Annotated in this window: 22 protein-coding genes; 12 read left to right on the forward strand and 10 right to left on the reverse strand. The window is 70.5% G+C overall.

Annotation, left to right across the window (positions count from 1 at the left end):
- Positions 1–275: 275 nt before the first annotated feature.
- From KEC57_RS14410 to KEC57_RS14430, 5 genes are all read right to left on the reverse strand, one after another.
- Positions 276–1,238: a hypothetical protein gene (locus KEC57_RS14410; RefSeq protein ID WP_229385356.1), complete on the reverse strand. Its 963-nt coding sequence runs from the start codon at positions 1,236–1,238 to the stop codon at positions 276–278.
- 440 nt (positions 1,239–1,678) lie between these two features.
- Entirely contained in the window at positions 1,679–2,263 is a 585-nt protein-coding gene (locus KEC57_RS14415) for a GNAT family N-acetyltransferase (RefSeq protein ID WP_229385358.1), read from the reverse strand.
- A gap of 32 nt (positions 2,264–2,295) precedes the next feature.
- Complete coding sequence (locus KEC57_RS14420) at positions 2,296–3,783, reverse strand: MFS transporter (protein WP_229385360.1); 1,488 nt, start codon at positions 3,781–3,783, stop codon at positions 2,296–2,298.
- A 133-nt stretch (positions 3,784–3,916) separates the two neighbouring features.
- Positions 3,917–5,770 (reverse strand): phospho-sugar mutase, encoded by a 1,854-nt coding sequence (locus KEC57_RS14425; RefSeq protein ID WP_229385362.1) that lies wholly within the window; start codon positions 5,768–5,770, stop codon positions 3,917–3,919.
- Positions 5,767–6,600, reverse strand: coding sequence for a purine-nucleoside phosphorylase (locus KEC57_RS14430; RefSeq protein WP_229385364.1), 834 nt, complete (start codon positions 6,598–6,600; stop codon positions 5,767–5,769). The genes KEC57_RS14425 and KEC57_RS14430 overlap by 4 nt, the downstream gene beginning before the upstream one ends.
- Positions 6,601–6,700: 100 nt before the next feature.
- Between KEC57_RS14430 and KEC57_RS14435 the strand changes: the two genes are divergently transcribed.
- On the forward strand, positions 6,701–8,149 hold the full coding sequence (locus KEC57_RS14435) for an NAD(P)H-quinone dehydrogenase (RefSeq protein WP_372457057.1): 1,449 nt from the start codon (positions 6,701–6,703) through the stop codon (positions 8,147–8,149).
- Positions 8,150–8,180: 31 nt separating this feature from the next.
- On the opposite strand, the gene KEC57_RS14440 is transcribed toward KEC57_RS14435, so the two are convergent.
- Positions 8,181–9,116 (reverse strand): GlxA family transcriptional regulator, encoded by a 936-nt coding sequence (locus tag KEC57_RS14440; protein WP_229385367.1) that lies wholly within the window; start codon positions 9,114–9,116, stop codon positions 8,181–8,183.
- Between the two features lie 71 nt (positions 9,117–9,187).
- Between KEC57_RS14440 and KEC57_RS14445 the strand changes: the two genes are divergently transcribed.
- On the forward strand, positions 9,188–9,820 hold the full coding sequence (locus tag KEC57_RS14445; RefSeq protein WP_229385369.1) for an HD domain-containing protein: 633 nt from the start codon (positions 9,188–9,190) through the stop codon (positions 9,818–9,820).
- 34 nt (positions 9,821–9,854) lie between these two features.
- On the opposite strand, the gene KEC57_RS14450 is transcribed toward KEC57_RS14445, so the two are convergent.
- Together KEC57_RS14450 and KEC57_RS14455 are read right to left on the reverse strand one after the other, a co-directional pair.
- Positions 9,855–11,621 carry an acetyl/propionyl/methylcrotonyl-CoA carboxylase subunit alpha gene (locus KEC57_RS14450; RefSeq protein ID WP_229385371.1) on the reverse strand — a complete coding sequence of 589 codons (1,767 nt, stop codon included), beginning with the start codon at positions 11,619–11,621 and terminating at the stop codon, positions 9,855–9,857.
- A 78-nt stretch (positions 11,622–11,699) separates the two neighbouring features.
- The gene (locus KEC57_RS14455; protein ID WP_229385373.1) at positions 11,700–12,380 is read right to left on the reverse strand and encodes a Maf family protein; all 681 of its coding nucleotides are present in this window, start codon (positions 12,378–12,380) and stop codon (positions 11,700–11,702) included.
- Between the two features lie 49 nt (positions 12,381–12,429).
- On the opposite strand from KEC57_RS14455, the gene KEC57_RS14460 reads away from it, so the two are divergent.
- Genes KEC57_RS14460 through KEC57_RS14475 form a run of 4 tightly spaced genes read left to right on the forward strand, consistent with a single transcriptional unit; the run spans position 12,430 to position 16,773 of the window.
- Entirely contained in the window at positions 12,430–13,797 is a 1,368-nt protein-coding gene (locus KEC57_RS14460; protein WP_229385375.1) for a class I SAM-dependent RNA methyltransferase, read from the forward strand.
- A gap of 9 nt (positions 13,798–13,806) precedes the next feature.
- The gene (locus KEC57_RS14465; protein WP_229385377.1) at positions 13,807–14,484 is read left to right on the forward strand and encodes a response regulator transcription factor; all 678 of its coding nucleotides are present in this window, start codon (positions 13,807–13,809) and stop codon (positions 14,482–14,484) included.
- Positions 14,474–15,724, forward strand: a complete 1,251-nt coding sequence (locus tag KEC57_RS14470; RefSeq protein ID WP_229385379.1) for a sensor histidine kinase — start codon at positions 14,474–14,476, stop codon at positions 15,722–15,724. Before KEC57_RS14465 ends, KEC57_RS14470 begins: the two co-directional genes overlap by 11 nt.
- Positions 15,721–16,773, forward strand: coding sequence for a hypothetical protein (locus KEC57_RS14475; RefSeq protein ID WP_229385381.1), 1,053 nt, complete (start codon positions 15,721–15,723; stop codon positions 16,771–16,773). The genes KEC57_RS14470 and KEC57_RS14475 overlap by 4 nt, the downstream gene beginning before the upstream one ends.
- Positions 16,774–17,090: 317 nt before the next feature.
- Here the strand turns inward: KEC57_RS14475 and KEC57_RS14480 are convergent, their stop codons facing one another.
- Together KEC57_RS14480 and KEC57_RS14485 are read right to left on the reverse strand one after the other, a co-directional pair.
- Positions 17,091–17,330, reverse strand: coding sequence for an acyl-CoA carboxylase subunit epsilon (locus tag KEC57_RS14480; RefSeq protein WP_229385382.1), 240 nt, complete (start codon positions 17,328–17,330; stop codon positions 17,091–17,093).
- On the reverse strand, positions 17,327–18,916 hold the full coding sequence (locus KEC57_RS14485; protein WP_372457059.1) for an acyl-CoA carboxylase subunit beta: 1,590 nt from the start codon (positions 18,914–18,916) through the stop codon (positions 17,327–17,329). Before KEC57_RS14485 ends, KEC57_RS14480 begins: the two co-directional genes overlap by 4 nt.
- A 136-nt stretch (positions 18,917–19,052) precedes the next feature.
- On the opposite strand from KEC57_RS14485, the gene KEC57_RS14490 reads away from it, so the two are divergent.
- The 6 genes from KEC57_RS14490 to KEC57_RS14515 all read left to right on the forward strand — a co-directional run bounded on the left by KEC57_RS14490 (position 19,053) and on the right by KEC57_RS14515 (position 24,930).
- Positions 19,053–19,847, forward strand: coding sequence for a biotin--[acetyl-CoA-carboxylase] ligase (locus tag KEC57_RS14490; RefSeq protein WP_229385386.1), 795 nt, complete (start codon positions 19,053–19,055; stop codon positions 19,845–19,847).
- 102 nt (positions 19,848–19,949) lie between these two features.
- Entirely contained in the window at positions 19,950–20,525 is a 576-nt protein-coding gene (locus KEC57_RS14495; RefSeq protein WP_229385387.1) for a PH domain-containing protein, read from the forward strand.
- A gap of 61 nt (positions 20,526–20,586) precedes the next feature.
- Positions 20,587–21,723, forward strand: a complete 1,137-nt coding sequence (locus KEC57_RS14500) for a 5-(carboxyamino)imidazole ribonucleotide synthase (protein WP_229385389.1) — start codon at positions 20,587–20,589, stop codon at positions 21,721–21,723.
- A gap of 136 nt (positions 21,724–21,859) precedes the next feature.
- Positions 21,860–22,327 (forward strand): 5-(carboxyamino)imidazole ribonucleotide mutase, encoded by a 468-nt coding sequence (gene purE, locus KEC57_RS14505; RefSeq protein ID WP_229385552.1) that lies wholly within the window; start codon positions 21,860–21,862, stop codon positions 22,325–22,327.
- The gene (locus KEC57_RS14510; RefSeq protein ID WP_229385391.1) at positions 22,324–23,799 is read left to right on the forward strand and encodes an LCP family protein; all 1,476 of its coding nucleotides are present in this window, start codon (positions 22,324–22,326) and stop codon (positions 23,797–23,799) included. Before purE ends, KEC57_RS14510 begins: the two co-directional genes overlap by 4 nt.
- Positions 23,800–23,802: 3 nt before the next feature.
- A complete protein-coding gene (locus KEC57_RS14515; protein ID WP_229385393.1) occupies positions 23,803–24,930 on the forward strand; it encodes a glycosyltransferase in 1,128 nt (375 codons plus the stop codon).
- Positions 24,931–25,001: the final 71 nt, after the last annotated feature.

Below are 25,001 nucleotides of genomic sequence, written 5' to 3' on the forward strand. Positions count from 1 at the left end.
GGGGCGGGTTTGTCACGTCGGGCCGGGGTTTTCCCGCCCCGCGGTGCGGCATGCGTCCCGGGGCGCATGCGCGGCCTGTGTCGGTTGCGGTTGCGGGTGCGGTTGCGGGTGCGGTTGAGGTGACGGTGACGGGCGAACGGCTGGGCCAGGTGATCGAGCAGCGTCGGGTGCCCCGGGGCCGGTTTGTCACGGCGGGGCGGGCTTTTCCCGCCCCGCGGTGCCGCATGCACCCCGGGGCGCATGCGATCGATCGTGGACGCGTCCGCGGATGGGAGTCAGCGACGGGGTGGACGCACGCCGAAATGCGCCAGGCGTCGACCCAGTTCTTCGGGGGTGGTGATGTGCTCCCACTGCCATCGGACGAGCTTGAGGCCAGTCACGCCACGGATCCAATCCTCACGGGCCTTCTCGTCGTCGAGTGCCTGTTGCGGGGTGCGTCCAGCGAGGAACTTGGGATCGGAGTACTTTCCCTTGCCATCGAACTCCGCAAGAGATTCGACATCGTCCAGACCCAGATCGACGTAGTAGTTCCCGCCGTTCGGGGCGCGGACGGCTACCTGCAGACGGGGGATGTCGAAGCCGAGTTGAACGAGCCGGACCCGGCTGATGCTCTCGCCGGGCAGCTCGGCACGTCCGTCGCCGAATGACAATGCTCGTCGCGCGCGGGATGGTCCGTGCGAAGCGCGCGTCGAGATCACCAGGGCTTTGTCGCGAAGAACTCCAGCCGCGTTCTCGTCGTATTTCCGCTCATGCACCGACACGGAACGCAGAGCCGCATCGATGGCAGACACGGAGGTCTCGCGGCGTTGCGTTCGCGCGACATCCGCGAGGGTGCGCTCGATCGAGGTGCACAACATGCCATCCACCTCGACGATCTCGTCGTCACGAAGCGGCCCGCGATGACGCACGACACCCGCGAGCGCACCGCCTCGTTCCCGCCGTGCAGTTGTGTGCACCCCGCTGACGTCTGCGAAGACGACCGGCAGACCGTGCTGGGCGAGGGCTGTGAGGTTCGAGAAGATGTGGACGTTTCTCGATGATCGCTCGACGGCTCGTGCTCGCAACCTCATCCGCTCCTCGGGTGTGAGAGTCGCCCATTCGTCGGTGAACACGCAGATTCCTGGCCTCACCATTGTCAGCACCTTCCGCTCACGCAGCTCTGCTGCCTTCCGCCAGCCGATGCCACGCTCGGCGAGATCCTGTCGGTCCAGGAGCGTACTGGGCGCGAGAATGTCCATCGCCACAGACTCCCGCGCTCCCTCGCCTGTGCTTCGCCCGTGCGCTCGATCTGCCGACTAGTGGCTCCCACCGCGAGTTGGGGAGGAGCGGTCCGGTGTCGCTCGGCACGGGGTTGCCGCCGGGCGAGAACGCCCCCGGGGCGGCTCCGACACCGCGGGGCGGGAATATCCCGTCCCGAGGTGGTTCCGCCGCCCCGGGGCGGTGCAGACGTGGCGGATGTTGCGGGGGCGGCGGATGCTGCGGGGCCGGCGGATGCTGCGGGCCCGGCGGATGCAGCGGGGCCGGCGGATGCAGCGGGACCGGCGATGCCCCGGGACGCTTCTCGCACCTCGGGGCGGGAATATCCCGCCCCGAGGTGGCTCTTGCGCCCCGGGGTAGGCGTACGGACGGCGCAGCCGGGCCGGACGGTGGTCTCGTCTGCACCCCCTCGACCGGTGTCTCAGCCGCGGCCGAGGCGCTCGGTCAGACCGAGCCGTACGGCGGGCCACTCGTGGGGGAGGATCGAGAAGACCACGGTGTCGCGCAGCGTGCCATCCGGACCGAGCCGGTGGCTGCGCAGCACGCCGTCCTGCTGCGCGCCGAGCCGGGCGATCGCGGCGCGGGACTGACGGTTGTGCCAATGCGTGCGGAACTCGACCGCGATGGCGTCGCATTCCTCGAATGCATGCCCGAGCAGCAGCAGCTTCGACGCGGTGTTGACGGCGGTGCGCTGCGCTTCGACTCCGATCCAGGTGTGCCCGATCTCGACGTGGCGGTTCGGCTGGTCGATGTTGCAGAAGGTCGTGGTGCCGACGACGACGCCGGTGTCGAGGCGTCTCACGGCCCAGGGGTTCATCGTTCCCGCAGCGCGCCACTCCAGGCGCTGGGCGATGTCGGCTGCGACCTGATCCGCGCGCGGGACCGAGGTGTACCACGCGTGCTCGAGGCCGACCGCTGCGGCCGCCAGGTCGGAATCGTGCGCGGCCGAGAGAGGCTCCAGTCGGACGAATTCGTTCTCGAGGGTGACGGGGGTCGTGAGCAGCATTCCCCGAGCCTACGGCCGCGCGACTCGGCCGGTTACGCGTCCTTGGCGTGCATCTCGGCCTCCACCACGGCCGCCACTGCGGCCGAATCGTGGTCGGTGACCTCGGCGGCGCGACGCGCCGCGGCGATGGCGCGCTGCCCGGCCGGCAGCCAGACTGCGAGCCCGACCACGATGAACGTCAGGATGCCCGCAGCCACCAGGAGAAGTTCGATCGGCACGACGTCGGCGAGGGGGCCGAACACGACCATGCCGATCGGCATCGCGACGGCCATCACGATGCCGACGAATCCGAACACGCGGCCCTGTCGCTCGGGCTCGACGGTCTCTTGCAGGAGCGTCATCGAGGGCGTCGAGAAGAACGGCACGGCGAGCCCGACCAGGAACATGAACCCGAAGAAGACCCAGATGTTCGACGACAGGCCCAGTGCGATCGATAGGGCCCCGAAGACGAGGGATGCCACGATGATGAGTCCGACGCGACTGCGCTTTGCGAAGAACGATGCGACGAGGATGCCGCCGAGCATCATGCCGATGCTGAACGCGACCTCGAGAACCGCGAGGTTGACGACGTTCTGCGCCTCGCCCGCGGGGAACGAGCGCACGAGCATGAGCGGCGTGAGGTTGGACGGTGCCACCGTCAGCACGAAGATGATCGCGAAGAGCACGAGCAGCCAGCGCACGAACGCGTGGTGCGCGATGTAGCGCACACCGTCGACGAGGTCGGCGAAGTAGCCGGTCTGGGTATCGGCGGCGCGACGGATCGTGGACACCGGGATGAGGGCGAGGATCCCGACGCCGATCACCGCGGTGACGACATCGATGAAGAAGATGGGAATGAGGGATGCCGCCGTCCCGCCGGTCGCGGCGGAGGCCCAGGCGTACAGTGCTCCCGCGAGGGCGGGGGCCAGCAGCGCCATCGCGGACTGGATCGATCCATTGACGCCGTTGACGCGGATGAGGTTTCGCGTCGGTACGATCTGGGGCAACAGCGATGCGACGGCCGGCATCTGGATGCCCGCACCCGCGGAGCGGATCGCCATCGTGGCGAAGATGAGCCAGACGGCGTCGTAGCCGCTCATCATGATGAGGGCGAGCGCGAGGGTCGACAGTGCGATCGCCGCGTCGGCGCCCATGATGAGGTACTTGCGGTTGTGGCGGTCGGCCCATACTCCGCCGAAGATCGAGACGACGGCCTGCGGAAGGAATCCGAAGAGCGCCGCGAGCGTCATGACGAGGCCCGACTGGTAGGTGATCGTCAGGTACCAGAACACCGCGTACTGCACGAGCATCGAGCCGAAGAGGCTCACCGTCTGCCCACTGAGGAACAGCACCACGTTGCGCAGCCAGTGCGGGGGATCGGGGGTCGTCGGGACACCGCCCTCCACGGGCAGACTCGCGTCGGTCCCGTCGGGCGTCGCGTCGACGGCTCCGGCGACTCCCGCCGTACCGGGCGGCAAGATCGTCGGAGGAACGGATGCCGTGGCCTCGGCATCCGCGTCGTCGTGGTCCGCGCCCGCCATCATCGGCTCCTCGCCTCGATATCGATTCCCGCGACGCACGTGCTCCACCGACGCCTCCGGCAATTCACGATATGTCGCGACGAGACCTTAGCGCGAGGCCCGGACATCGTTGAGGGTGTCCAGACCGGGGACTTCAGCCTCCGTATTCGGCCAGCAGCGCGCGGGCGCCGTCGGCGAGAGCGGCGATGCGCGCGGCGGCATCGTGTGGCGATTCGCCCCGCACGTCCAGGTACAGCTTGAGCTTCGGCTCGGTGCCGCTGGGGCGCACGATCACGCGAGACCCGTCGGTGAGCCACAGCCGCAGCACGTCGCCGTACGGATCGTCGCCCTCGGCCTCGAGCAGATCGTCCACGCGGTCCACCGGGATCTCGCCGACGGACTGCGGATGCCGCTCACGCAGCGCCGTCATCATGCGAGCGATCTGCGACACGTCGTCCACGCGGACCGAGACCTGATCGCTCGCGAACGACCCGAAGGCCGCGTCGAACTCGACGAGCAGGTCTGACAGTCCTGCGCCTCGCCCGCGCGCCTCGGTGACCATCCCGAGGATGGCGACGGCGGCGGAGATCCCGTCCTTGTCGCGCACCGTGCCGGGATTGACCAGGTAGCCGAGGGCCTCTTCGAATCCGAAGACGATCCCGGGTGCCCGCGAGATCCACTTGAAGCCGGTGAGCGTCGCGTGGAAGTCCAGCCCGTAGCGCTCCGCCACGGTCTGCAGCCCCGGCGACGACACGAGCGAGCACGCGAGCGACGCGCCTTCGGCGGGTCCGTCGGCGGCCGCGCGCTGTGCCGCGCGCCAGCCCAGGAGCAGGCCGATCTCGTTGCCGGTGAGGCGTCGCCATCCGCCGTCGGCCGAGTCATCGGGGAGGGCGACCGCGAGCCGGTCGGCGTCGGGATCGTTCGCGATCACCAGCTCGGCACCCGCCTCACGGGCGGCCTCGAACGCGAGGTCCATCGCGCCGGGCTCCTCGGGGTTGGGAAACGCGACGGTCGGGAAGCCGCCGTCGGGTTCGAGCTGCGCCGTCACCGGCACGGGGGCGGGGTAGCCCGCAGCCTCGAGGATCCGCGACAGGGTCTCCCACCCCACGCCGTGCATGGCGGTGTACACCCAGCGCAGTCCCGCTGCGCCCTCGGGTGCGGGAGCGACCGCGACCGTCTCGGCGACGTAGTCGTCGACCACCGCTTCGGCCGCGATCTCATACGCGAGCGATCGGGGCAGGGAGCTGATATCGCCCGCGTCGGCCACCCGCTCGATGTGCGCGGCGATCTCGGCATCGGCCGGCGACACGATCTGCGATCCCTCGTCGGGTCCGCCGAGATAGACCTTGTAGCCGTTGTCGTTCGGAGGGTTGTGACTCGCCGTGACCATCACGCCCGCCGCCGCGCCGAGGTGGCGCACCGCGAACGCGAGCACCGGCGTCGGCAGCAGTCGCGGCAGCAGGATCGCGCGAAGACCCGCTCCCGCGAAGATCTCGGCCGAGTCCTGCGCGAACACGTGCGAGTTGCGACGGCCGTCGTACCCGATCACCACGATCGGGGCGTGCTCGAGAATCGGAGGCAGGACCGGATCGGCCAAATCCACGATCTCGTCGTGGTCGGCGGCATCGGTGACGTTGTCGGCCTCCGCCGTCGGCACGTCGTCCGTCGTCTCCGAGTCGCGCATGCCGGCCTTTTCGCGCACGTATGCGGCGAGCCCGGCGGCAGCCTGTGCGACGAGCACGCGGTTCATGCGATTGCTCCCGGCGCTGAGCTGTCCGCGAAGCCCCGCCGTACCGAATGCGAGGCGGCCCGCGAACCGGTCGGCGAGCTCAGCGGCTGCGGCCGCGTCGCCTTCTTCGGCGGCGGTGATCAGGGTGCGCAGCTCCGCCCGGGTTTCGCCGTCGGGGTCCTGCGCGAGCCACGCGTGGGCCCGCGCGAGGACGTCCGCCGCGGCATCCGCCGGCGTGGTGTCCGCAGCCGCACCATCCGGCGCGGCATCACTGCTCACAGCGCGCCGATCACGCGAGCCAGCAGCGATGAGATGACCGGCTCGGCCTCGCGGCCCGCGTCGAGCACCTCGTGATGGCTGAGGGGGGTCTTCTGGATGCCGGCGGCCATGTTGGTGATGAGCGAGAAGCCGAGCACCTCCATGCCCGCCTGCCGCGCCGCGATCGCCTCGAGCGCCGTCGACATGCCCACGATGTGGCCGCCGATCGCCTTCGCCATCTGCACCTCGGCGGGCGTCTCGTACTGAGGCCCGTGGAACTGGCAGTACACGCCCTCGTCGAGCGTCGGATCGATCGACCGGGCGAGATCGCGCAGCCGCAGCGAGTAGAGATCGGTGAGGTCGATGAAGGTGGCGCCCTCCAGCGGCGTGGCGCCGGTGAGGTTGATGTGATCGCTGATGAGCACGGGGGTACCCGGTGTCCAGGTGTGCTTGATGCCGCCGGCGCCGTTGGTGAGCACCATCGTCCGCGCGCCGGTCGCCGCCGCGGTGCGCACGCTGTGCACCACCCGGCGCGGACCGTGACCCTCGTAGAAGTGGGTGCGCGCGCCGATCACCAGCACCCGGCGCCCCTTGGGAGTGACGACGCTGCGGAGCGTTCCCACATGCCCGGTGAGAGCGGGGGCGCTGAAGCCCGTGACCTGGGTGGCGGGGAAGCTGGCCGTGGTCTCGCCGAGGAGCTCTGCCGCCTTGCCCCAGCCGCTGCCGAGCGTGAGGGCGATGTCGTGGCGTTCGACGCCGGTGATTCGGGCGATGTCCTCGGCGGCGGTGGCCGCGACCTCGAACGGGTCGGCGGCGGGGTCGTCGAGAGGGTTGCCGGTGCTGTCTGACATGCCCCCACTCTAGGAACCCCGGCGCGCGAGGGCCACCAGCGCGCACGGATGCCGTGCCGCATGTCGTCCGCCGGGCATCCGGCGGGAGAGAATGGGAGTCATGTCCTTGAGCTTCGAGACCACGCAGAGCGTCGCGATCATCGGCGGTGGCCCCGGCGGCTACGAAGCGGCGCTGGCCGCCGCTCAGCTCGGAGCCGAGGTGACGGTGGTCGAGCGCGCGGGAATCGGCGGCTCGGCCGTGATCACCGATGTCGTTCCGTCCAAGACGCTCATCGCCACCGCCGACGCCGCAGTGGCGATCGCCGGCGCGAGCGACCTGGGCGTGCAGCTGTTCGCGAAGAGCAAGGACGGGAAGCCTCTCAAGCCCGAGATCGCGATCAACCTGAACGCGGTCAACAAGCGGCTCCTCTCGCTCGCGCGGCAGCAGTCCGACGACATGCGCGCCTCGCTCGTCGAGGCGGGCGTGCGGATCATCTCCGGTCACGGCAGGCTCGAGGGCGACAATGCCGTGGTCGTCTCGACCGGCCCCGGAGGAACCGACTTCGACCGCATCGAGGCCGACACGCTCGTCCTGTCGGTCGGTGCGTCGCCGCGTCAGCTGCCGTCCGCCATGCCCGACGGCGAGCGGATCCTCACCTGGACGCAGTTGTACGACATGACCGAGCTGCCCCCGCACCTGATCGTGGTGGGGTCGGGTGTCACCGGCGCCGAGTTCGCCGGCGCCTATATGAATCTCGGCGCCAAAGTCACGCTCGTGTCCAGCCGCGACCAGGTGCTCCCCGGCGAAGACAAAGACGCCGCGGCCGTGATCGAGAAGGTCTTCAAGCGCGGAGGGATGACGCTGCTGTCGAAGTCGCGTGCCGACACCGTCGAGCGCGTCGCAGACGGCGTCGTCGTCACGCTGTCCGACGGTCGCACCGTCGAAGGCAGCCACTGCCTGATGGCGGTCGGCTCGATCCCGAACACCGCGGGCCTCGGGCTCGAGCAGGCGGGCGTGCAGATGACGGAGTCCGGTCACATCCAGGTCAACCGGGTCGCGCGCACATCGGTGCCGAACATCTACGCCGCCGGCGACTGCACCACGTTCGTGCCGCTCGCCTCCGTCGCCTCGATGCAGGGTCGCACCGCGATCTTCCACGCTCTCGGCGATGTCGTGATCCCGCTCGAGCGCCGCCGCATCACGTCGAACATCTTCACCGCGCCCGAGATCGCGACGATCGGCTGGCAGGAGAAGGACATCGAGGACGGCCTCATCAATGCCGTCGTGCACAAGCTCCCGCTCGCCTCCAATCCGCGCGCGAAGATGATGGGCATCAAGGACGGCTTCGTGAAGCTGATCGCCCGGCAGGGCAGCGGCAGCGTCGTCGGCGGCGTCATCGTCGGCCCGCGCGCGTCCGAGCTCATCTACCCGATCGCGATCGCCGTCGAGAGGCGTCTGACGGTCGACCAGGTGTCGCGCGTCTTCGCGGTCTACCCGTCGCTGTCCAGCAGCATCACCGACGCCGCACGCGCCATGCACGTCGTAGACCACAACATCTACGGGGCCTGACCGCTGAGTTCGAGGCCCTGCTGCGAACCGCTCACGCCATACGCGAGAACTCGGCGCGGTACGCGCTGGGCGATGCGCCGACGTGGCGGTGGAAGGTCGCACGAAGCGCTGCGGCGCTGCCGAGGCCGGTTCGCTGCGCCACCGTCTCGACGGGATCTGAAGTGGTCTCGAGCAACTCCCGGGCGGCGTCCACGCGCGCGAGGGTGAGCCAGGCGAGGGGCGTTGTGCCGGTGGCGGCGGAGAACCGTCGCAGGAACGTGCGGCGTGACATGTGCATCGCGCGGGCGAGGTCGTCGATGCGGTGCGGCTGATCGAGCCGGTCGAGCATCTGCCGGCACAGATCCGCGATGCAGTCGCTGTCGACGGCAGGTACGAGGCGCTCCCGGTACGCCGTCTGCGATCCCAGGCGACGAGGAGGAGCGACGAGCGCGCGAGCGCGGTCGTTGGCGGCCGCGGCGCCGCGATCGCTGCGGACGATGTGCAGGCACAGGTCCAGTCCCGCCAGCACGCCCGCCGATGTCAGGATGTCGCCGTCGTCGATGTAGAGCTGGGCGGGGCGAACGTCGACGAGCGGGAATCGTCGCCGGAGATCGTCGACCGCTCGCCAATGGGTCGTCGCGAGTCGGCGGTCGAGCACGCCGGCCGCGGCGAGCGCGAACGCGCCCGTGCAGATCGACACCAGGCGGGCTCCGCGGGCGTGTGCCCCGCGGAGCGCGGCGAGCACTGCCTCCGACGGCATCCGATTCCACTCCGCATATCCCGGGACGATCACGGTGTCCGCCTCATCGAGCGCTGCGAGCGGTGCCAGCCGGTCGATGTGCATGCCGGATGCATCCACGCGTGGGTCCTGGCCGCAGAGAGTCACCGTGTAGTGCGTGGGAGTGAACGTCTGCACGGGGATGGCCAGATCCAACGGGAGCGCGCCGGGCAGAACGAGTACGGCCATGCGATGCGGAACGCGCGACATGGCACGATCGTAGCGATCTACGGCATTCGTGCCAGCCGTCGTTCGGGGCTCCGATCCCTAGCGTGAGAGACATGACCGATACTCTCGCCCTGCCGACCGGACCGATGGCCGACGGCATCCTGGCTGCCGTCCACGCGAGCGAATCCGGCGCTCTCGCCCGGCACAGTATTCGCACTTTCCTGTTCGCCGAGATCATCGCCGCCAGGTCGGGAGCGGACGCGCATCCCGAATACGACCGCGACGTGCTGTTCGCCGCTACGGTGCTGCACGATCTCGGCCTGGGCTCGGAGGCCCCGGGCAGCGAGCGCTTCGAGATCGAGGGGGCGGACCGCGCCGCCGCGCTGCTGCAGGAGCACGGGATGGCGCAGGGCGACATCGAGCGGGTGTGGGACGCCATCGCGCTGCACACGTCGGCGGGCATCGCCGAGCGCCGTGGAGTGATCGCGTCGCTCACCCGTGCGGGCGTGGCCGCCGACCTCGGCCGGTACGCCGATGCCGTCTCGGACTACGAGGCAGTCATCCATGCGGCGTACCCGCGCTCCCGCGCCGTGGGGGCGATCGTCGACGCCGTCGTGATGCACGCCGGCCGGTCGGCGACTGCGGGCGCGCCCTACACGCTCGCCGGGGAACTCGCCCGGGAGAGGTTGCTCGGCGGCCCGACGAGGCTCGAGCTGTCGGTCGCAACGGTCCCGTGGTCGACGTGAGGGCAATCGAGTCCCGACCGCCGAGGTCGGAATCTCAGGAGATCGTGAGCAGCTGGTGCCCCGCCGACACGGTCGTGCCGGCGTCGGCGTTGATCGCGCCGATCACGCCGTCTTTGTGGGCCTGAATCGGCTGCTCCATCTTCATCGCCTCGAGCACGACGACGAGGTCGCCCTTGACGACCTGCTGGCCGTCTGCGACGGCGACCTTGACGATCGTCGCCTGCATCGGCGCCTTGACGGCATCGCCCGACGCGGCCGAGACGACCGAGGGGGAGTGCGACCGGCGAGACGGCGGTACCGCGGCCGGGCGGCCGGCGGCGCCGGGCGCGGACACCACGCGGTCGGGCAGATTCACTTCGAGGCGCCTGCCGGCGACCTCGACGACCACGGTGTGGCGCGCCTCGGAGGGCTTGGGCGACTCGAGCTCGCCGTCCCACGGCGCGATGTCGTTGACGAAGTCGGTCTCGATCCAGCGCGTGAAGACGCCGAAGACGCCGTCCTCCGCGGTGAACGCGGGGTCGCGCACCACTTTGCGGTGGAAGGGCAGCACCGTGGGCAGGCCGGCGACCTCGAACTCATCGAGCGCACGCCGAGCCCGCTCCAGGGCCTCGGCACGGTCGCGACCGGTCACGATGATCTTCGCCAGCAGCGAGTCGAACGCGCCCGAGACGCTGTCGCCCGCGGTCACGCCGGAGTCCAGACGGATGCCCGGGCCGCCGAACGTCTTGAAGACGTGGATCGGGCCGGGCTGGGGGAGGAACCCGCGACCGGGGTCCTCGCCGTTGATGCGGAACTCGATCGAGTGGCCGTCGGCCACCGGATCGTCGTAGCCGATCTCCTCGCCCTCGGCGAGACGGAACTGCTCGCGCACCAGGTCGACGCCGGTGATCTCCTCCGAGACCGGGTGCTCGACCTGCAGGCGGGTGTTGACCTCGAGGAACGAGATCGTGCCGTCGGCGCCGATGAGGAATTCGCAGGTTCCCGCGCCGACGTAGCCCACCTCGCGCAGGATCGCCTTGGACGACTCGTACAGGATCGTGTTCTGCTCGTCGCTGAGGAAAGGGGCGGGCGCCTCTTCGACGAGCTTCTGATGGCGACGCTGCAGCGAGCAGTCGCGCGTCGAGATCACGACGACGTTGCCCGCGGCATCTGCGAGGCACTGCGTCTCGACGTGGCGCGGCTTGTCGAGGTACTTCTCGACGAAGCACTCGCCGCGACCGAAGGCGCTGATCGCCTCACGTGTGGCCGATTCGAAGAGTTCGGGCACTTCGTCGATCGTGCGGGCGACCTTGAGTCCGCGTCCGCCGCCGCCGTACGCGGCCTTGATGGCGATCGGCAGGCCGACGGTCTCGGCGAACGCGATGACCTCGTCGGCACCGGCCACGGGACCGGGGGTGCCCGGGGCGAGAGGTGCTCCGACCTTCTCGGCGACCGAGCGGGCGGTGACCTTGTCGCCCAGGGCTTCGATGGCTTCGGGGCTCGGGCCGATCCAGGTCATCCCGGCATCGATGACGGCGCGGGCGAACTCGGCGTTCTCCGCGAGGAAGCCGTACCCGGGGTGGACGGCGTCTGCGCCGGAGCGCCGGGCGATGGAGAGGATCTTCTCGATCGAGAGATAGGTCTCGGCGCTCGTGGCGCCGTCGAGCGCGAATGCCTCGTCGGCGAGCCGCGCGTGCATGGCATCGCGGTCCTGGTCGGCGTAGACGGCGACCGACGCCTTTCCGGCGTCGCGGGCGGCACGGATGACGCGGACGGCGATCTCGCCGCGGTTGGCAACGAGAACCTTGGCGATCTGAGGCATGGATGCCAGCCTACCGACGCTCACCCCGCCGCTTTTGAGCGGTTCATACAAGAACCGACGAGAAACGTGGGATTCCTACTACAAGCCCGGACGACCGTCGGCGAGGGAGGGGTCGGTCGTGTTCCACAGCGTCGGCCAGTCGACGCCGAGCTCGCGCACCAGCGTCCGCAGGGTCGACACCGACATCCCGACGACGGTGGACGGGTCGCCGTCCACCCGCGAGATGAACGCGCCGCCCAGGCTGTCGACCGTGAACGCGCCGGCCACCTGCAGCGGCTCGCCGCTCGCGACGTACGCCTCGATCTCGGCATCCGTCACGTCGTCGACGAACGAGACGGATGCCTCGGCCACCGCGTGCACCTCGCGGGGAGTCGTTCCCGGCTCGAGGCGCACCACGGCGTGCCCGGAGTGCAGAACGCCGGTGCGCCCTCGCATCGCCCGCCAGCGTTCGGTGGCGTTCTGGGCGGTGCGTGGCTTGCCGAGCACCTCGCCGTCGAGCTCGAACATCGAGTCGCCGCCGATCACGATCCCGTCGAAGCCGGGGATGTCGTCGGCCAGGCGCGCCGCCACATCGGCGGCCTTGCGCCGTGCCAGCAGCAGCACGTGCTCGTCGGGGGCGAGGCGTCGCCCCTCGGCGGCCTCGACGGCGGCGACCACCGCGTCCTCGTCAACGTCGGGAGCGAGGGTGAGGGGGCGGATGCCGAACTGCTGCAGGAGCATGAGCCGGGCGGGAGAGGTCGAAGCGAGGCACACGCGCATGCCCCCAGGCTACCGAGCGCACGCCCCGAGCTGAGCCGGTCGCCGGCGCATGTGGAATGCTCTTCAGGTGAGCGAACCCGGCGAGACCATCGACCTCGACATCACCGATGTCGCCCACGGCGGCGTCTTCGTCGCCCGCCATGAAGGCCGGGTCGTCTTCGTGCCCGACGCGATCCCGGGCGAGCGCGTGCGCGCACGGCTCGCCGACGCGACCAAGGCCTCGTTCTGGCGTGCCGAGGCGCTGGAAGTGCTGGATGCCTCGCCCCACCGGCAGCCGCACGCCTGGCGCCAGGCAGACATCGACGTCCCGCCCGAGGATCGGCCCGGCGGAGCGGACTTCGGACACATCGTGCTCGAGCATCAGCGCGACCTCAAGCTGCGCGTGCTGCAGGACGCTCTCCATCGGTTCGGCGGACTCGACGTGCCCGCGGGCATCCGCTCCGCCGAGGAACTCGCCGCGGTCGACGAGCTGCTCGGCAGCGACGCCGTGGACGGACTGCGTTGGCGCACCCGCGTGAGTCTGCACGTGGACGACGCCGGGCGCGTCGGGCCGTACGCGGCCCGCAGCCACCGGGTGATCCCGGTGGACGACCTTCCCCTTGCGACCGCCGACGTGGAGCACGCCGCGCTCGCGCTCCCCGGCGGCGAGCCGGGTCGTATCGACCTGGTCCAGCCGGCGGACGGGCGCGTGCGCGTCCTGCCGCGGCCCGAGAAGACACGGGATGCCTCGCCCCGCCGTGGGCGCGGAGGCCCGCGCACCCAGCCGCACGCGCCGCGTCGCTCAGCAGAGGTCGTCATCGAGCGGGTCGGCGATCGGGACTTCCGCGTCGACGCGGAGGGGTTCTGGCAGGTGCACCGGCACGCGGCATCCGCTCTCACGAGCCTCGTGGACTCGTCGCTGCGCGAGCTGGCAGCCGGCGGCCAGGTGCTGGACCCCGATGCATGGCACCTCGATCTGTACGGGGGTGTGGGTCTCTTCGCCGCCACGCTGGGCGACCTCGGGGGTGCATCGACCCGCGTCACCAGCGTCGAGTCGGATGCCCGTGCCACCGAGCACGCCGGCGAGAACCTCGCCGAATGGGTCGGCGCCCGCGCCGAGACCGGGCGCGTCGACAGATGGCTCGCGCGGCTCGTCGCCGAGGCATCCGCCGCCGAACGCGAACGGCTCTCTCGCGGGGTCGTGCTGCTGGACCCGCCGCGCGCCGGGGCGGGCCGAGAGGTCGTGCAGTCCGTCGTCGAGCTGGCCCCCGTGGCCGTCGTGTACGTCGCGTGCGATCCCGTCGCCCTCGCCCGCGACCTCGGCACGTTCCGCGCCGCCGGCTACGAGACCGCCCGAGTGGACGCGCTGGACCTCTTTCCGAACTCGCACCACGTCGAAGCGGTCGCCGTCCTCACCCGACCCGGCGTCGATGGCTAGGCTGACGACATGACCCGAGTGGCTCTCATCGACGACCACGAGTCCGTCCGGCTCGGGCTCGAGGCCGCGTGCGCCCGCGCCGGGACCATGCACGTGGTGTTCTCGGGCAGCACCGTGACCGAGTACCTGGACTGGCGTGCGTTCTCCGCTGCGCCGCCGGCCGACGTCGTCGTGCTCGATCTGACGCTCGGAGACGGCACGACCGTGACCGAGAATGTGCGCAGGCTGGTGCTGGACGGCTCGAGCGTCATCATCCACAGCGTCGCCGACCGGCCCGCCGCGGTGCGTGAGGCGCTCGCTGCGGGCGCCGCCGGCGTCGTGAGCAAATCCTCGCGCATCGACGACGTGATCGCCGCCGTGCGCACGGTCGCCAAGGGCGAGCCGCTGAACAACGTCGAATGGGCCAGTGCGGTCGAAGGCGACCGCGAGTTCGCCGACGCCCAGCTCTCGGCGCGCGAGCGCGACGTCCTGCGGCTGTACGCCGCGGGCCTGCCGCTCAAGGTGGTCGCCGACCGCCTCGGCGTCGCCTATTCCACCGCCAAGGAGAACATCACCCGGGTGCGCGTGAAGTACGTCGAGGTCGGTCGCCCCGCCCCGACGAAGGTCGACCTGCTGCGCCGGGCCATGGAGGACGGGCTCCTCGCGGATTCGGCATCCGACGCGGAGGACATCGCGCGTGGCCGCTGACGGCCAGGGCTCGGTGCTCGACACCGCATGGGCCCAGATCCCGCACTCGCGGGAGGTGTCGGCCGGAATCGGCTCGTTCACCCGGTCGCGGGTCGAGCGGATCATCTCGCTCGTCGCCGGTGCATTCGGGTCCCTCATCCTCGGGGTCCAGGCGTTCGCGGCGGCACTGGGCCCCTCGGACGAGCGTCCGGGGTGGCACGAGCCGCTGATGATCGCGGTGTTCGGCACGCTCGCCGTGATGATCCTGGCGTGCGTGATCGGCCGCGGCGTGCGCGTCGCCGCCGGCGCATTCGCGATGGTCTATGTGCTCGCGCTCGCCTCGTGGCCCATCGCGACCGCCGGGATCGAGCCGCAATCGCTCGACGAGCCGTGGATCTGGTACCTCGTCAACATCGCGACCCTCGCGGCGGTGCTCGCCTTCCCGTTTCCGCTGCAGATCGGGTGGACCATCCTCGCGCCCGTCCTGTTCGGGCTGGTGCGGCTCATCCAGGGCGACTTCGCGTGGGCGTACTGGGTCACCGTCGGACTCGACGTGTCGTTCGCGCTCATCCTGGGCGGCATGATCCTCACACTCGGGTGGCTGTTCCGCTCCATCGCGGCCAACGTCGACGAGACGAGGGCGCGGGCCGTCGCCTCGTACGCCAGGGCGGCTGCCACCGACGCCGCCGAGCAGGAGCGCATCGCCGTCGCGGCGCTCATGCACGACAGCGTGCTCGCCGCGCTCATCGCTGCCGAGCGCGCCGACACGCCCCGCGAGCGCACGCTGGCTGCGACCATGGCGCGCGAGGCGCTCACCCGTCTGGCGAACACAGAGAACGATGCGCACGAGGGCACCGACGAGCCGCGCGATGCAGACGGCCTCGCGGACGACATCGAGACCGCCTCGCGCGAGCTCGGCGTCGATGTCACTGTGCGCCGCGATGTCCGCCCGGATGGGCCGATGATCCCGGGACGCGTGGCCCGTGCCCTCGCACTGGCCGCGACACAGGCGGTCGCCAACGCCCTGCAGCACGCGGGGGGTGCGGGGCTGTCGGCCGCGGTCACGAGTGCCGATGGCCGGGTGAGCATCGAGGTGCGCGACGCCGGAGAGGGCTTCGACCTCGATGCGGTGCCGGACGACCGCCTGGGCATCCGTGCCTCGATCGTGGCCCGCGTGGCAGCCGTCGGCGGCACTGCTGACCTCGAGACCGGATCCCACGGGACCGTCGTCCGTCTGGCCTGGCAGGAGCCCGCTCTGTGATCAGTGTCAAGAACGTCCTGGTCGTTCTCGCGATCGCTTTCACCGCGTACCTCGCTGCCCGCGGCCTGTGGTGGACGACTGCCCCCGTCCCGCAGCCGCTCGTCGTGGTGGCGACGCTCGGGCTCTACCTGGCCACGACCTGGTTCTGCATCTTCTGGGAGCCGGCATCCGCTGCCGCCGACGAGCAGCCCGATGCCGGTGGCATCCGCGGTCCTCGCAGGCTTCCCGCGCTCGCCCAGTTCCTCGCGCTCGCGTGCGCGGCGATCGTCCCGAGCGCCATCGCTTTCGCGGTCGGGCCGGACTCGCGCACCGCGTCCTTCGCGACCTGGTACCTCGGAGGAATCGGCGCCCTGATGACCATCGTGATGGTGCGAAGAAGGCCGTGGACAGCCTGGACGGGGATCGTGATGCTCGCCATCGCGTCGATGGTGTGGATGGGGCCGCTCGAAGCCCTCGCGCTGGGACTCGTCGGCTCCGTGGTGTGGGTGACGTGCGCACAGCTGCTCGTCCGGTCGATGGACCGCGCAGCCCGCGACACCGCGCGCCTCACCCGCCTGCAGCGCGCAGCATCCGCCTGGCAGGCCTCGCAGGTCGTGCGGCAGCGGGAGCGCCGTGTGCAGGTGCAGAAGGCCCTGGTGGTCGCCGGGCCTGTGCTGACCCGCACCGTGGCGAACCTCGGCGAGCTGGATGACAAGGACCGCCTCGAGGCGCGGATCGCCGAAGGACGGCTGCGGGATGAGATGCGCGGGCCGAGACTGCTCGACGACGACGTCCGCGCCGAACTCGAGCGCGCTCGCCGACGCGGAGCCAACGTCACGGTTCTCGACGAGGGTGGGCTCGACGGGCTCGACGAGGATGCGCTGTCGATCATCCGCGGGCAGCTCGCCGAGACGCTGCGATCCGCGAGCTCGGACCGCATCTACATCCGCACCTCGCCGGACGCGCGGATCGCCGTCACCGTCGTCGGCCGTTCGCCGTCGACGGGGGGATCGAGCGATGAGGACGCCGTCGATCTGTGGCGCGAGATCCCGCACCCCGGCGTGGGGTGACCTGTCGGCACGACCCGCTCGCACGGCAACGAGTCTGAACGCGAAGTCGCTCCCCGCCTGGCAGGGGAGGGGAAGCCAGACAGGGAGCGAAACGGAAGGAGGCGAGGGGCGGCGAAGCCGCCCGCCCCTCGCCTGGCGGACAGTTACCCGAAAACCGTCCGCAAAGCCGGATCCGGGTCGTCCGCAGAGCGGAGGTCGGACCGGCCGAACGCAGAAGCGTTCCAGCGGTTCCAGTATCACTGGGGTGCAAGCCCCGCGTCTGTAGGTATTTCGGGGGACAAGCTCGCGCCGCCGAGAATTCGGGCCCCGAACGCGGATCAGCCCCGCGTCCACCCGAGTTCGCGCCGAAGGGGCTGACGGAGCGACCGCTGCGAAACCGCCCACGCGGTGCGTTCGGGGCGATCCTCGGCGACCGCCTCGGCGGTCTCGCCGGTGTACGCCTCGGTCACGACGGCGATGAGTGCCGCGAGCTCGTCATCCGTGGGCGCGCCGCGGCTGACGTCGATCCTGATGCTCTCGGCGACATTCTGGTCCGTCGCCGGTGTCTCGCCGCTCACAGCGGGATGTTCCCGTGCTTCTTCGGCGGCAGGCTGGCGCGCTTGCCGCGGAGGGCTCGCAGCGCCTTCGCGATCGACACGCGCGTCTGGGCCGGTTCGATGATGCTGTCCAGCTCGCCGCGCTCGGCGGCGAGGAAGGGGGACGCCACGTTGTACGTGTACTCGTTCGCGAGGCGCGTGCGTACCGCCGTGACGTCTTCTCCCGCTTCCTCGGCCCGCTTGATCTCGCCGCGGTAGAGGATGTTGACCGCGCCCTGGCCGCCCATGACCGCGATCTCGGCCGTCGGCCAGGCGAGGTTGATGTCGGCGCCCAGCTGCTTGGAGCCCATCACGATGTACGCGCCGCCGTACGCCTTGCGCAGGATCACCGTGACGAGGGGGACGGTGGCCTCTGCGTACGCATAGAGCAGCTTCGCACCGCGGCGGATGACTCCTGTCCACTCCTGGTCGGTGCCGGGGAGGTAGCCGGGCACATCGACGAGCGTGACGATCGGGATGGAGAAGGCGTCGCAGAAACGAACGAATCGGCTCGCCTTCTCGCCCGCCTCGATGTTCAGCGTGCCGGCCATCTGAGACGGCTGATTGGCGATGATGCCCACCGAGCGTCCCTCGACGCGGCCGAAGCCGATCACGATGTTCGGCGCGAACAGGGGCTGCACCTCGAGGAAGTCCTCGGCATCGACGATTCCCCGGATGACCTGGTGGATGTCGTACGGCTGGTTGGGGGAGTCGGGGATGATCGTGTTCAGCGCACGGTCGGCATCCGTCGTCTCGAACTCGAACCCGGTCTCGTAGACGGGTAGCTCCGCCATGTTGTTGTCGGGCAGGAAGCTGAGCATCGAGCGGACGTAGTCGAGCGCGTCGTCCTCGTCCTCGGCGAGATAGTGCGCGACGCCCGAGCGGGTGTTGTGCGTGTGCGCGCCGCCCAGCTCGTCCATGCCGACGTCTTCGCCGGTGACGGTCTTGATCACGTCGGGACCGGTGACGAACATCTGGCTGGTCTTGTCGACCATCACGACGAAATCGGTGAGCGCGGGGGAGTACACCGCGCCGCCGGCTGCGGGGCCCATGATGATGGAGATCTGCGGAATCACGCCGGACGCCTGGGTGTTGAGGCGGAAGATCTCGCCGTACTTGCCGAGCGCGACGACACCTTCCTGGATGCGTGCGCCGCCGGAGTCGAGCATGCCCACGATCGGGATGCCGCTGCGCAGCGCCAGTTCCATCACCTTGATGATCTTCTCGCCGGCCACTTCGCCCAGCGATCCGCCGAATGTCGAGAAGTCCTGCGCGTACACCGCCACGGTGCGGCCGTGGATCGTGCCGGTGCCCGTGACGACGGAGTCGCCGTAGGGCCGGGACTTGTCCATGCCGAACGCCGTGGTGCGGTGTCGGACGTACTCGTCGAGTTCCACGAAGCTGCCGGGGTCGACGAGCAGGTCGATGCGTTCGCGCGCCGTTCCCTTGCCCTTCGCGTGCTGCTTCGCCTGAGCGACCGTCTCGGGGTCGAGGACGGCCTCCTGGTATCGGGCGCGGAGGTCGGCGATCTTGCCGGCGGTCGTCGAGAGGTCGGGCTGCTCGGTCACGGATTCCACCCTATCGGCGGCGGTGCCACTGACGTTGGAGGGTTCGCACAAGGGGTTTCCGGATCCGCTGTGCCCGTCGGGTCATCGGGGTGGGACGGCGGGACGGATGCTGCGGCGCGCGAGTACCGTGGGGTGCATGGCGTTCCCGACCGAGGGCTACCCTCTCACCGCAGCGGTCAGCCCGCGTGCTCAGGTCGTCGAGGCGACCGACTCGACGAACGCGGACGTCGTGCAGCACGTCATCGCCGAGCCTGCGGCATGGCCGCACCTCTCGCTGCTTCTGACGACGGACCAGCGTGCCGGCCGCGGTCGCCTGGATCGCTCCTGGGTCACGCCCGCGGGCACCGCCCTCGCTGTGTCGGTCGTCGTCCACGTCGATGCGCTGCCGCCGGCGTCGCGGGGATGGGTCTCACTGATCGCGGGCGCGGCGATGACCCGGGCAGTCGGCGCTCAGATCGGGTCGGGGCACAGCACCACCCTCAAATGGCCGAACGATGTACTGGTCGACGGTGGCAAGGTGTGCGGGATCCTCGCCGAGGTCGTGCCGGGACACCCGGATGTCGTCGTCGTCGGCTCGGGCGTGAACACGCGGATGCCGAAGGCCGATCTTCCCGTCGAGACCGCGACGTCCTTCGCGTCGCTGGGAGTGGTCTGCGACGAGGACCGACTTCTCGCCGACTACCTCGTCGCGCTCGACGAGCAGCTTTCGGCGCTCGCCGCCTCGCACGGAGACGCGGCGGCGGCCGGTGTGCTGGCCGAGGTCGAGGCGCTGTGCAGCACCGTGGGCAGCGAAGTCGTGGTGTCGCTGCCGGATGGCGAGACGCTGCGGGGGCGCGCGCAGCGCATCGACCCCGACGGCCGGCTCGTGGTCGTGCAGGCTGCCGAGTTCGAGAGCATCGTCTCGGCCGGCGACGTCGTCCACGTGCGCTGACCGCGCTCGATCGACACGGGGTCAGTCGATCGCGCACAGCTGGATGGGGCAAAACCGGCGGGTGCGCGCGGGTCTGTCGGCCGCTGCCTCCAGAATGGATGCATGACGCAGCCGACGAGCTACGGCGGCAGACCGCTGATGCCGGCCCCCGGCGCGCCGACGCCGGAGCTGCTCGTCGCCAGGTTCCGTGCTCACGCGCGTCGCCTGACGTGGTCGGCGATCCTGCTCGTCGTGGTCGCGGGCGCGTCCGGGTACTTCTACGGCAATCTGCCGGCGCCGTTCGAGGACTGGATGCTACTGGCCGCGGCCGGCAGCATCGTCCTCCTGCTCGTGCTGGTGCCGTTCCTGCGATGGTGGGCGCACGTCTACACGATCACCACCCGGCGCGTGCTGGAGCGTCGTGGCGTGATCGCGGTCAAGCGGCGCGAACTCGTCCATGTGCGCGGCTACACCGTGCAGGTGCGGCGCGGCATCCTGCAGCGCATTTGGGGTGCCGGCACCCTCACGCTCGCCAACGGCGTCGACCAGCCGCTGCGGCTGGCGAACATCCCGAGCGTCGAGCTGGTGCACGAGGCGCTCGTCGACCAGGTCGAGGTCAACCAGATCCTCGCCCACCGCGACGCGCAGCCGCTTCCGCCCGGCACGCCGCCCGCGCCCCCCGCCCCACCGACGGCATGAGCCTCGCCGGCCATCGTGCGCCGGCCGGATGCGGGATGATGGAGGCGACGGAAGGAACGGTATGTCGCTGCGAGTCGGAGTCGTCGGGGGCGGGCAGCTCGCCCGCATGATGATCGCGCCCGCGGTCGAGCTCGGGGTCGAGCTCCGCGTGCTCGCCGAGGACGTCGGCATGTCGGCATCCCTCGCCGCCACGGCGGTCGGCGACTATCACGACGCCGACACGGTCCTCGCGTTCGCGCGCGACGTCGACGTCATCACCTTCGACCACGAGCACGTGCCGCAGGATGTACTCGCCGTCCTCGTCGACGCGGGCGTCGCGGTGCACCCCGGCCCGGATGCGCTGCGCGTCGCCCAGGACAAGCTGGTCATGCGCGCCCGGCTGGCAGAGCTCGGGATGCCGCAGCCCGACTGGGCAGCCGTGACCGACGCCGCCGAACTGCAGGCCTTTCTCGACGCGCACGGCGGCCGCGCCGTGGTCAAGACGCCCCGCGGCGGCTACGACGGCAAGGGCGTACGGGTCGTGAGCGCAGGAACCGAGGCCGACGACTGGTTCGCCACGCTCGCCGAAGACGCGCGCGGCGGGGCACTGCTCGTCGAGGAGCTCGTCGACTTCGCTCGCGAACTCGCGCAGCAGGTGGCACGTCGCCCCTCGGGCGCGATGCGGGCGTACCCGGTCGTCGAGACCGTCCAGCGCGGCGGCGTCTGCGCAGAGGTCATCGCTCCTGCCCCGCACTCGAGCGAACGTCTCCGCGCCGTCGCGGCGGAGATCGGCGTCGCGATCGCCGAGGGCCTCGAAGTGACCGGGATGCTGGCGGTCGAGCTCTTCGAGACGACCGACGAGCGGCTTCTCGTGAACGAGCTCGCGATGCGCCCCCACAACAGCGGGCACTGGAGCCAGGACGGCGCCGTGACGAGCCAGTTCGAGCAGCACCTCCGCGCTGTGCTCGACCTGCCGCTGGGCGATCCCGACCCGGTGGCCGAGTGGGCGGTGATGGTGAACATCCTCGGCGGACCGGCCGAGGAGTCGCTCGACGCGCGCTTCGCCGCCGCGATGTCGGAGCATCCGCAGGCGAAGGTCCACACGTACGGCAAGGCGCCGCGCCCCGGGCGCAAGGTGGGGCATGTCAACGTCTCGGGCGACGATCTCGACGACGTCGCGTACCAGGCCCGGGCCGCGGCATCCTTCTTCCTCGACTGACCGCGATCGTCACGAGGGGCAAGGCGCGCCGTTGCGGGGATCTTCCAGCCTCGCACCCTAGCCTTGACGAGTGCCACCGTCCCCGATGAGTTCCGTGCCGCTGCATTCCTCCGAGTCGCCGCTGGTCGGCGTCGTGATGGGCTCCGACTCGGACTGGCGCGTCATGAGCGACGCGTCGCAGGCGCTGACCGACTTCGGCGTGCCGCACGAGGTCGAGGTCGTGTCGGCCCACCGCACCCCCGACAAACTCATGCGGTACGGCCGTGAAGCGCGCGGGCGCGGACTGAAGGCGATCATCGCCGGTGCCGGGGGAGCGGCTCACCTTCCCGGCATGCTCGCTTCGCTCACGGCTCTGCCGGTCATCGGCGTTCCCGTGCAGCTGGCGACGCTGGACGGCATGGATTCGCTGCTGAGCATCGTCCAGATGCCCGCGGGGATTCCGGTCGCGACCGTTTCCATCAACGGCGCGAAGAACGCCGGCCTCCTCGCCGTGCGGATTCTCGGCGCGTCCGACCCCGCCGTCGCGGAGCAGGTCGAGAAGTACGCGCGCGACCTCGAGGCGCAGGTGGACGAGAAGAACCGGCGGCTCAAGGACTCCCTGTGAGCGTGATGACCCCGCCGCGCCAGACGGCCCGCGGTGCGCGGGGGTCGTTCGTGCAGGAGCGCCCGCTCCGATATCCGGATGCCTCCTCCCGCGGTGTCATGACCCGTCGCGGGTGGTGGCTGATCGTCCTCAACTTCCTCATCCCGGGATCCGCTCAAGTCCTGGCGGGAAATCGCCGGCTCGGACGCTTCGGCCTCGGCGCCACGCTCGCCATGTGGGTCGTGGCGATCGCCGCCGGTCTGCTCGCGCTCCTCTGGCCGACCGCGCTGGTGACGATTGCGCTCGGAACCTGGATCCCCGATTGGCTCGCGTGGTTCCGCTGGCTGCCGCTCACCATCGTGCAGGTCGCGCTCGTGGGCTATGTCGCGCTGTGGGTCGTGCTCACGGTCGACACGCTGCGCCTGGTGCGCCTGGTCAAGACGGGGACGTTCGCACGGTTCGGCATCGCCCTGGTCTCGGCCCTCCTCCTGGTGGGGTCGGGTGCCGGCGCCGCATACGCTGCGAACGTCGCCGGCACGACGCGTGACACGCTCGGTGCGATCTTCGGAGAGAGCGGACCCTCGGTGCCGCCGTCCGACGGGTACTACAACATCCTCCTGCTCGGTGCCGACAGCGGTGAGGGGCGCGACTCGATGAGATTCGACAGCATCTCGGTCGTGTCGATCAACGCCGAGACGGGTGCGACCACGATCACCGGCATCCCGCGTGACATGCCCAACTTCCCGTTCTCGGCGGGCCCGATGCAGGACAAGTACCCGAACGGGCACGAGGGACACGCGGACGCGAGCTGCGGCTGGGGGAGTGGGATCAATCAGCTGCGCACCGAGGTCGAGGTATGCCAGGACGGCACCCTGCTGTACCCGGATGCCGAGGCCAACGGCTCGGAGCCGGGCGTCGAGGCCACGAAGGACGCCGCGGAGGGCATTCTCGGCATCGAGATCCCGTACTACGTCTTCATCGACATGCACGGCTTCGCCTCACTCATCGATGCCCTCGGCGGCGTGGAGATCACCGTCGCCGAGCGCCTGCCGAAGGGCGGCGGACCTTCGTACTCGGGCCAACCCGCCGACGAGTGGGCGATCGGCTGGATCGAGGCGGGCACCCAGCACATGGATGGCGACACCGCGCAGTGGTACGCCCGTTCGCGGTACACGACCGACGACTTCGATCGCATGGAGCGCCAGCGCATCCTGCAGCAGGCGATGCTCGCCCAGTTCACGCCGCAGACCGTGCTCACCCGTTTCCAGGAGATCGCCACGGCCGGCACCGACATCGTCGAGACCGATTTGCCGCAGTCTCTCGTGCCGTTCCTCGCCGAACTCGCGCTCAAGGCGAAGGAGCAGCCGGTGCAGACGATCGAGCTCACCCCCGAGGGCGGCGTCGACGAATACGAGCCCGACTTCGCCGCCATCCAAGAGCTCGTGCGCACGAAGCTCCACCCGCCCACTCCGACCTCGACGCCGGAGGGATGAGTCGTGGTCGCGACCTTGCGTGTCGTCCTGGATCAGCTCGTCGCGCCGACCGAGCCCGAGCTCGCCGAGGCTTCCCGGGAACTCGTTCGCGCTCTGGTGATCAGCGCGCCCGCGGGGTGCGAGGTCGAAGGCATCGCTCCGGCCGGTGGCGATGACACCGCGCTGACAGCGGTCGCCGGTCTCGCGGGCATTCGCCGGACCGCGCTGCAGCGGCGGGAGCTGACAGCCGCGCTCCAGCTGGGCGTGGGCACCGGGATCGGCGGTGGCATGATCCATTCGCCGACGCTGTTCGCCCCGCTGGTGCGCCACGACCGCGTGCACGACAACGACCAGACCGTGGTGACCGTGTGGGATCTTCGGCCGTGGGAGTCACCGGGCGAGCTGCCGCGCACCGTCGTGGCGTGGCACAAGGCGATGCTGAAGCGCGCGGTCAAGCACGCCGACGCCATCGTCGCCCCCACGCACGCGCTCGCCGAGCGTCTCGCCGAGATCGCCCCCCTCGGCGACCGCATCCGCGTCATCGCCGGTGCATCGCCGCACGACTACGCCGTGCCCACCGACGAGGTCGGGCGCCGCCGCGAACTCGACGTGCCGGAAGGATTCATCCTCCTCTCGGGGGGACCCCTGGCCTCGGAGGGGCTGGATGCCGGTCTCGCTGCGGTCGCGGCATCCGGCGTCGACCTCCCGGTCGTCGTGATCGACGTCGAGGAGGGCCACGAACCCGCGGTGGCGGATCTCGCCGCGGCTGCCGGCCTCCCCGAACGCGTGCTGCACGTGCGGGGCGCGCTCGGAACGGCCGATCGTGCCGCGATCTTCGGCGGTGCCGTCGCGTTCGTCGCCCCCTCTCGCCGGGCCGCGTTCCCCTGGCGCGTGGTCGACGCGCTCACGCTCGGGGTGCCGGTGATCGCCGCGTCGTCCGCGGTGCACACCGAGATCGTGCTCGACGGGGGAGTGCTCGTCACAGCCACGGATGCTTCAGAGCTCAGCGAAGGGCTGGGCTCGGCCCTGGCCGCAGCAGTGGGCTCGACGGCGGCGGCCGAGCGATTGGGTGTGCTCGCAGGCGACCGGGGCCGCGCGTTCTCGTGGCGCGAAGCGGCCGACAAGGTGTGGATGCTGCACGCCGAGCTGTGACGGGCAACCTCTCTGCCGAGCGCAATCGGGCGAGCGGACTGGCCACCAGCTTTCACTTACGCCACACTGGT

It is taken from the genome of Microbacterium allomyrinae, from assembly GCF_020682705.1.
GTDB classification, from domain to species: domain Bacteria; phylum Actinomycetota; class Actinomycetes; order Actinomycetales; family Microbacteriaceae; genus Microbacterium; species Microbacterium allomyrinae.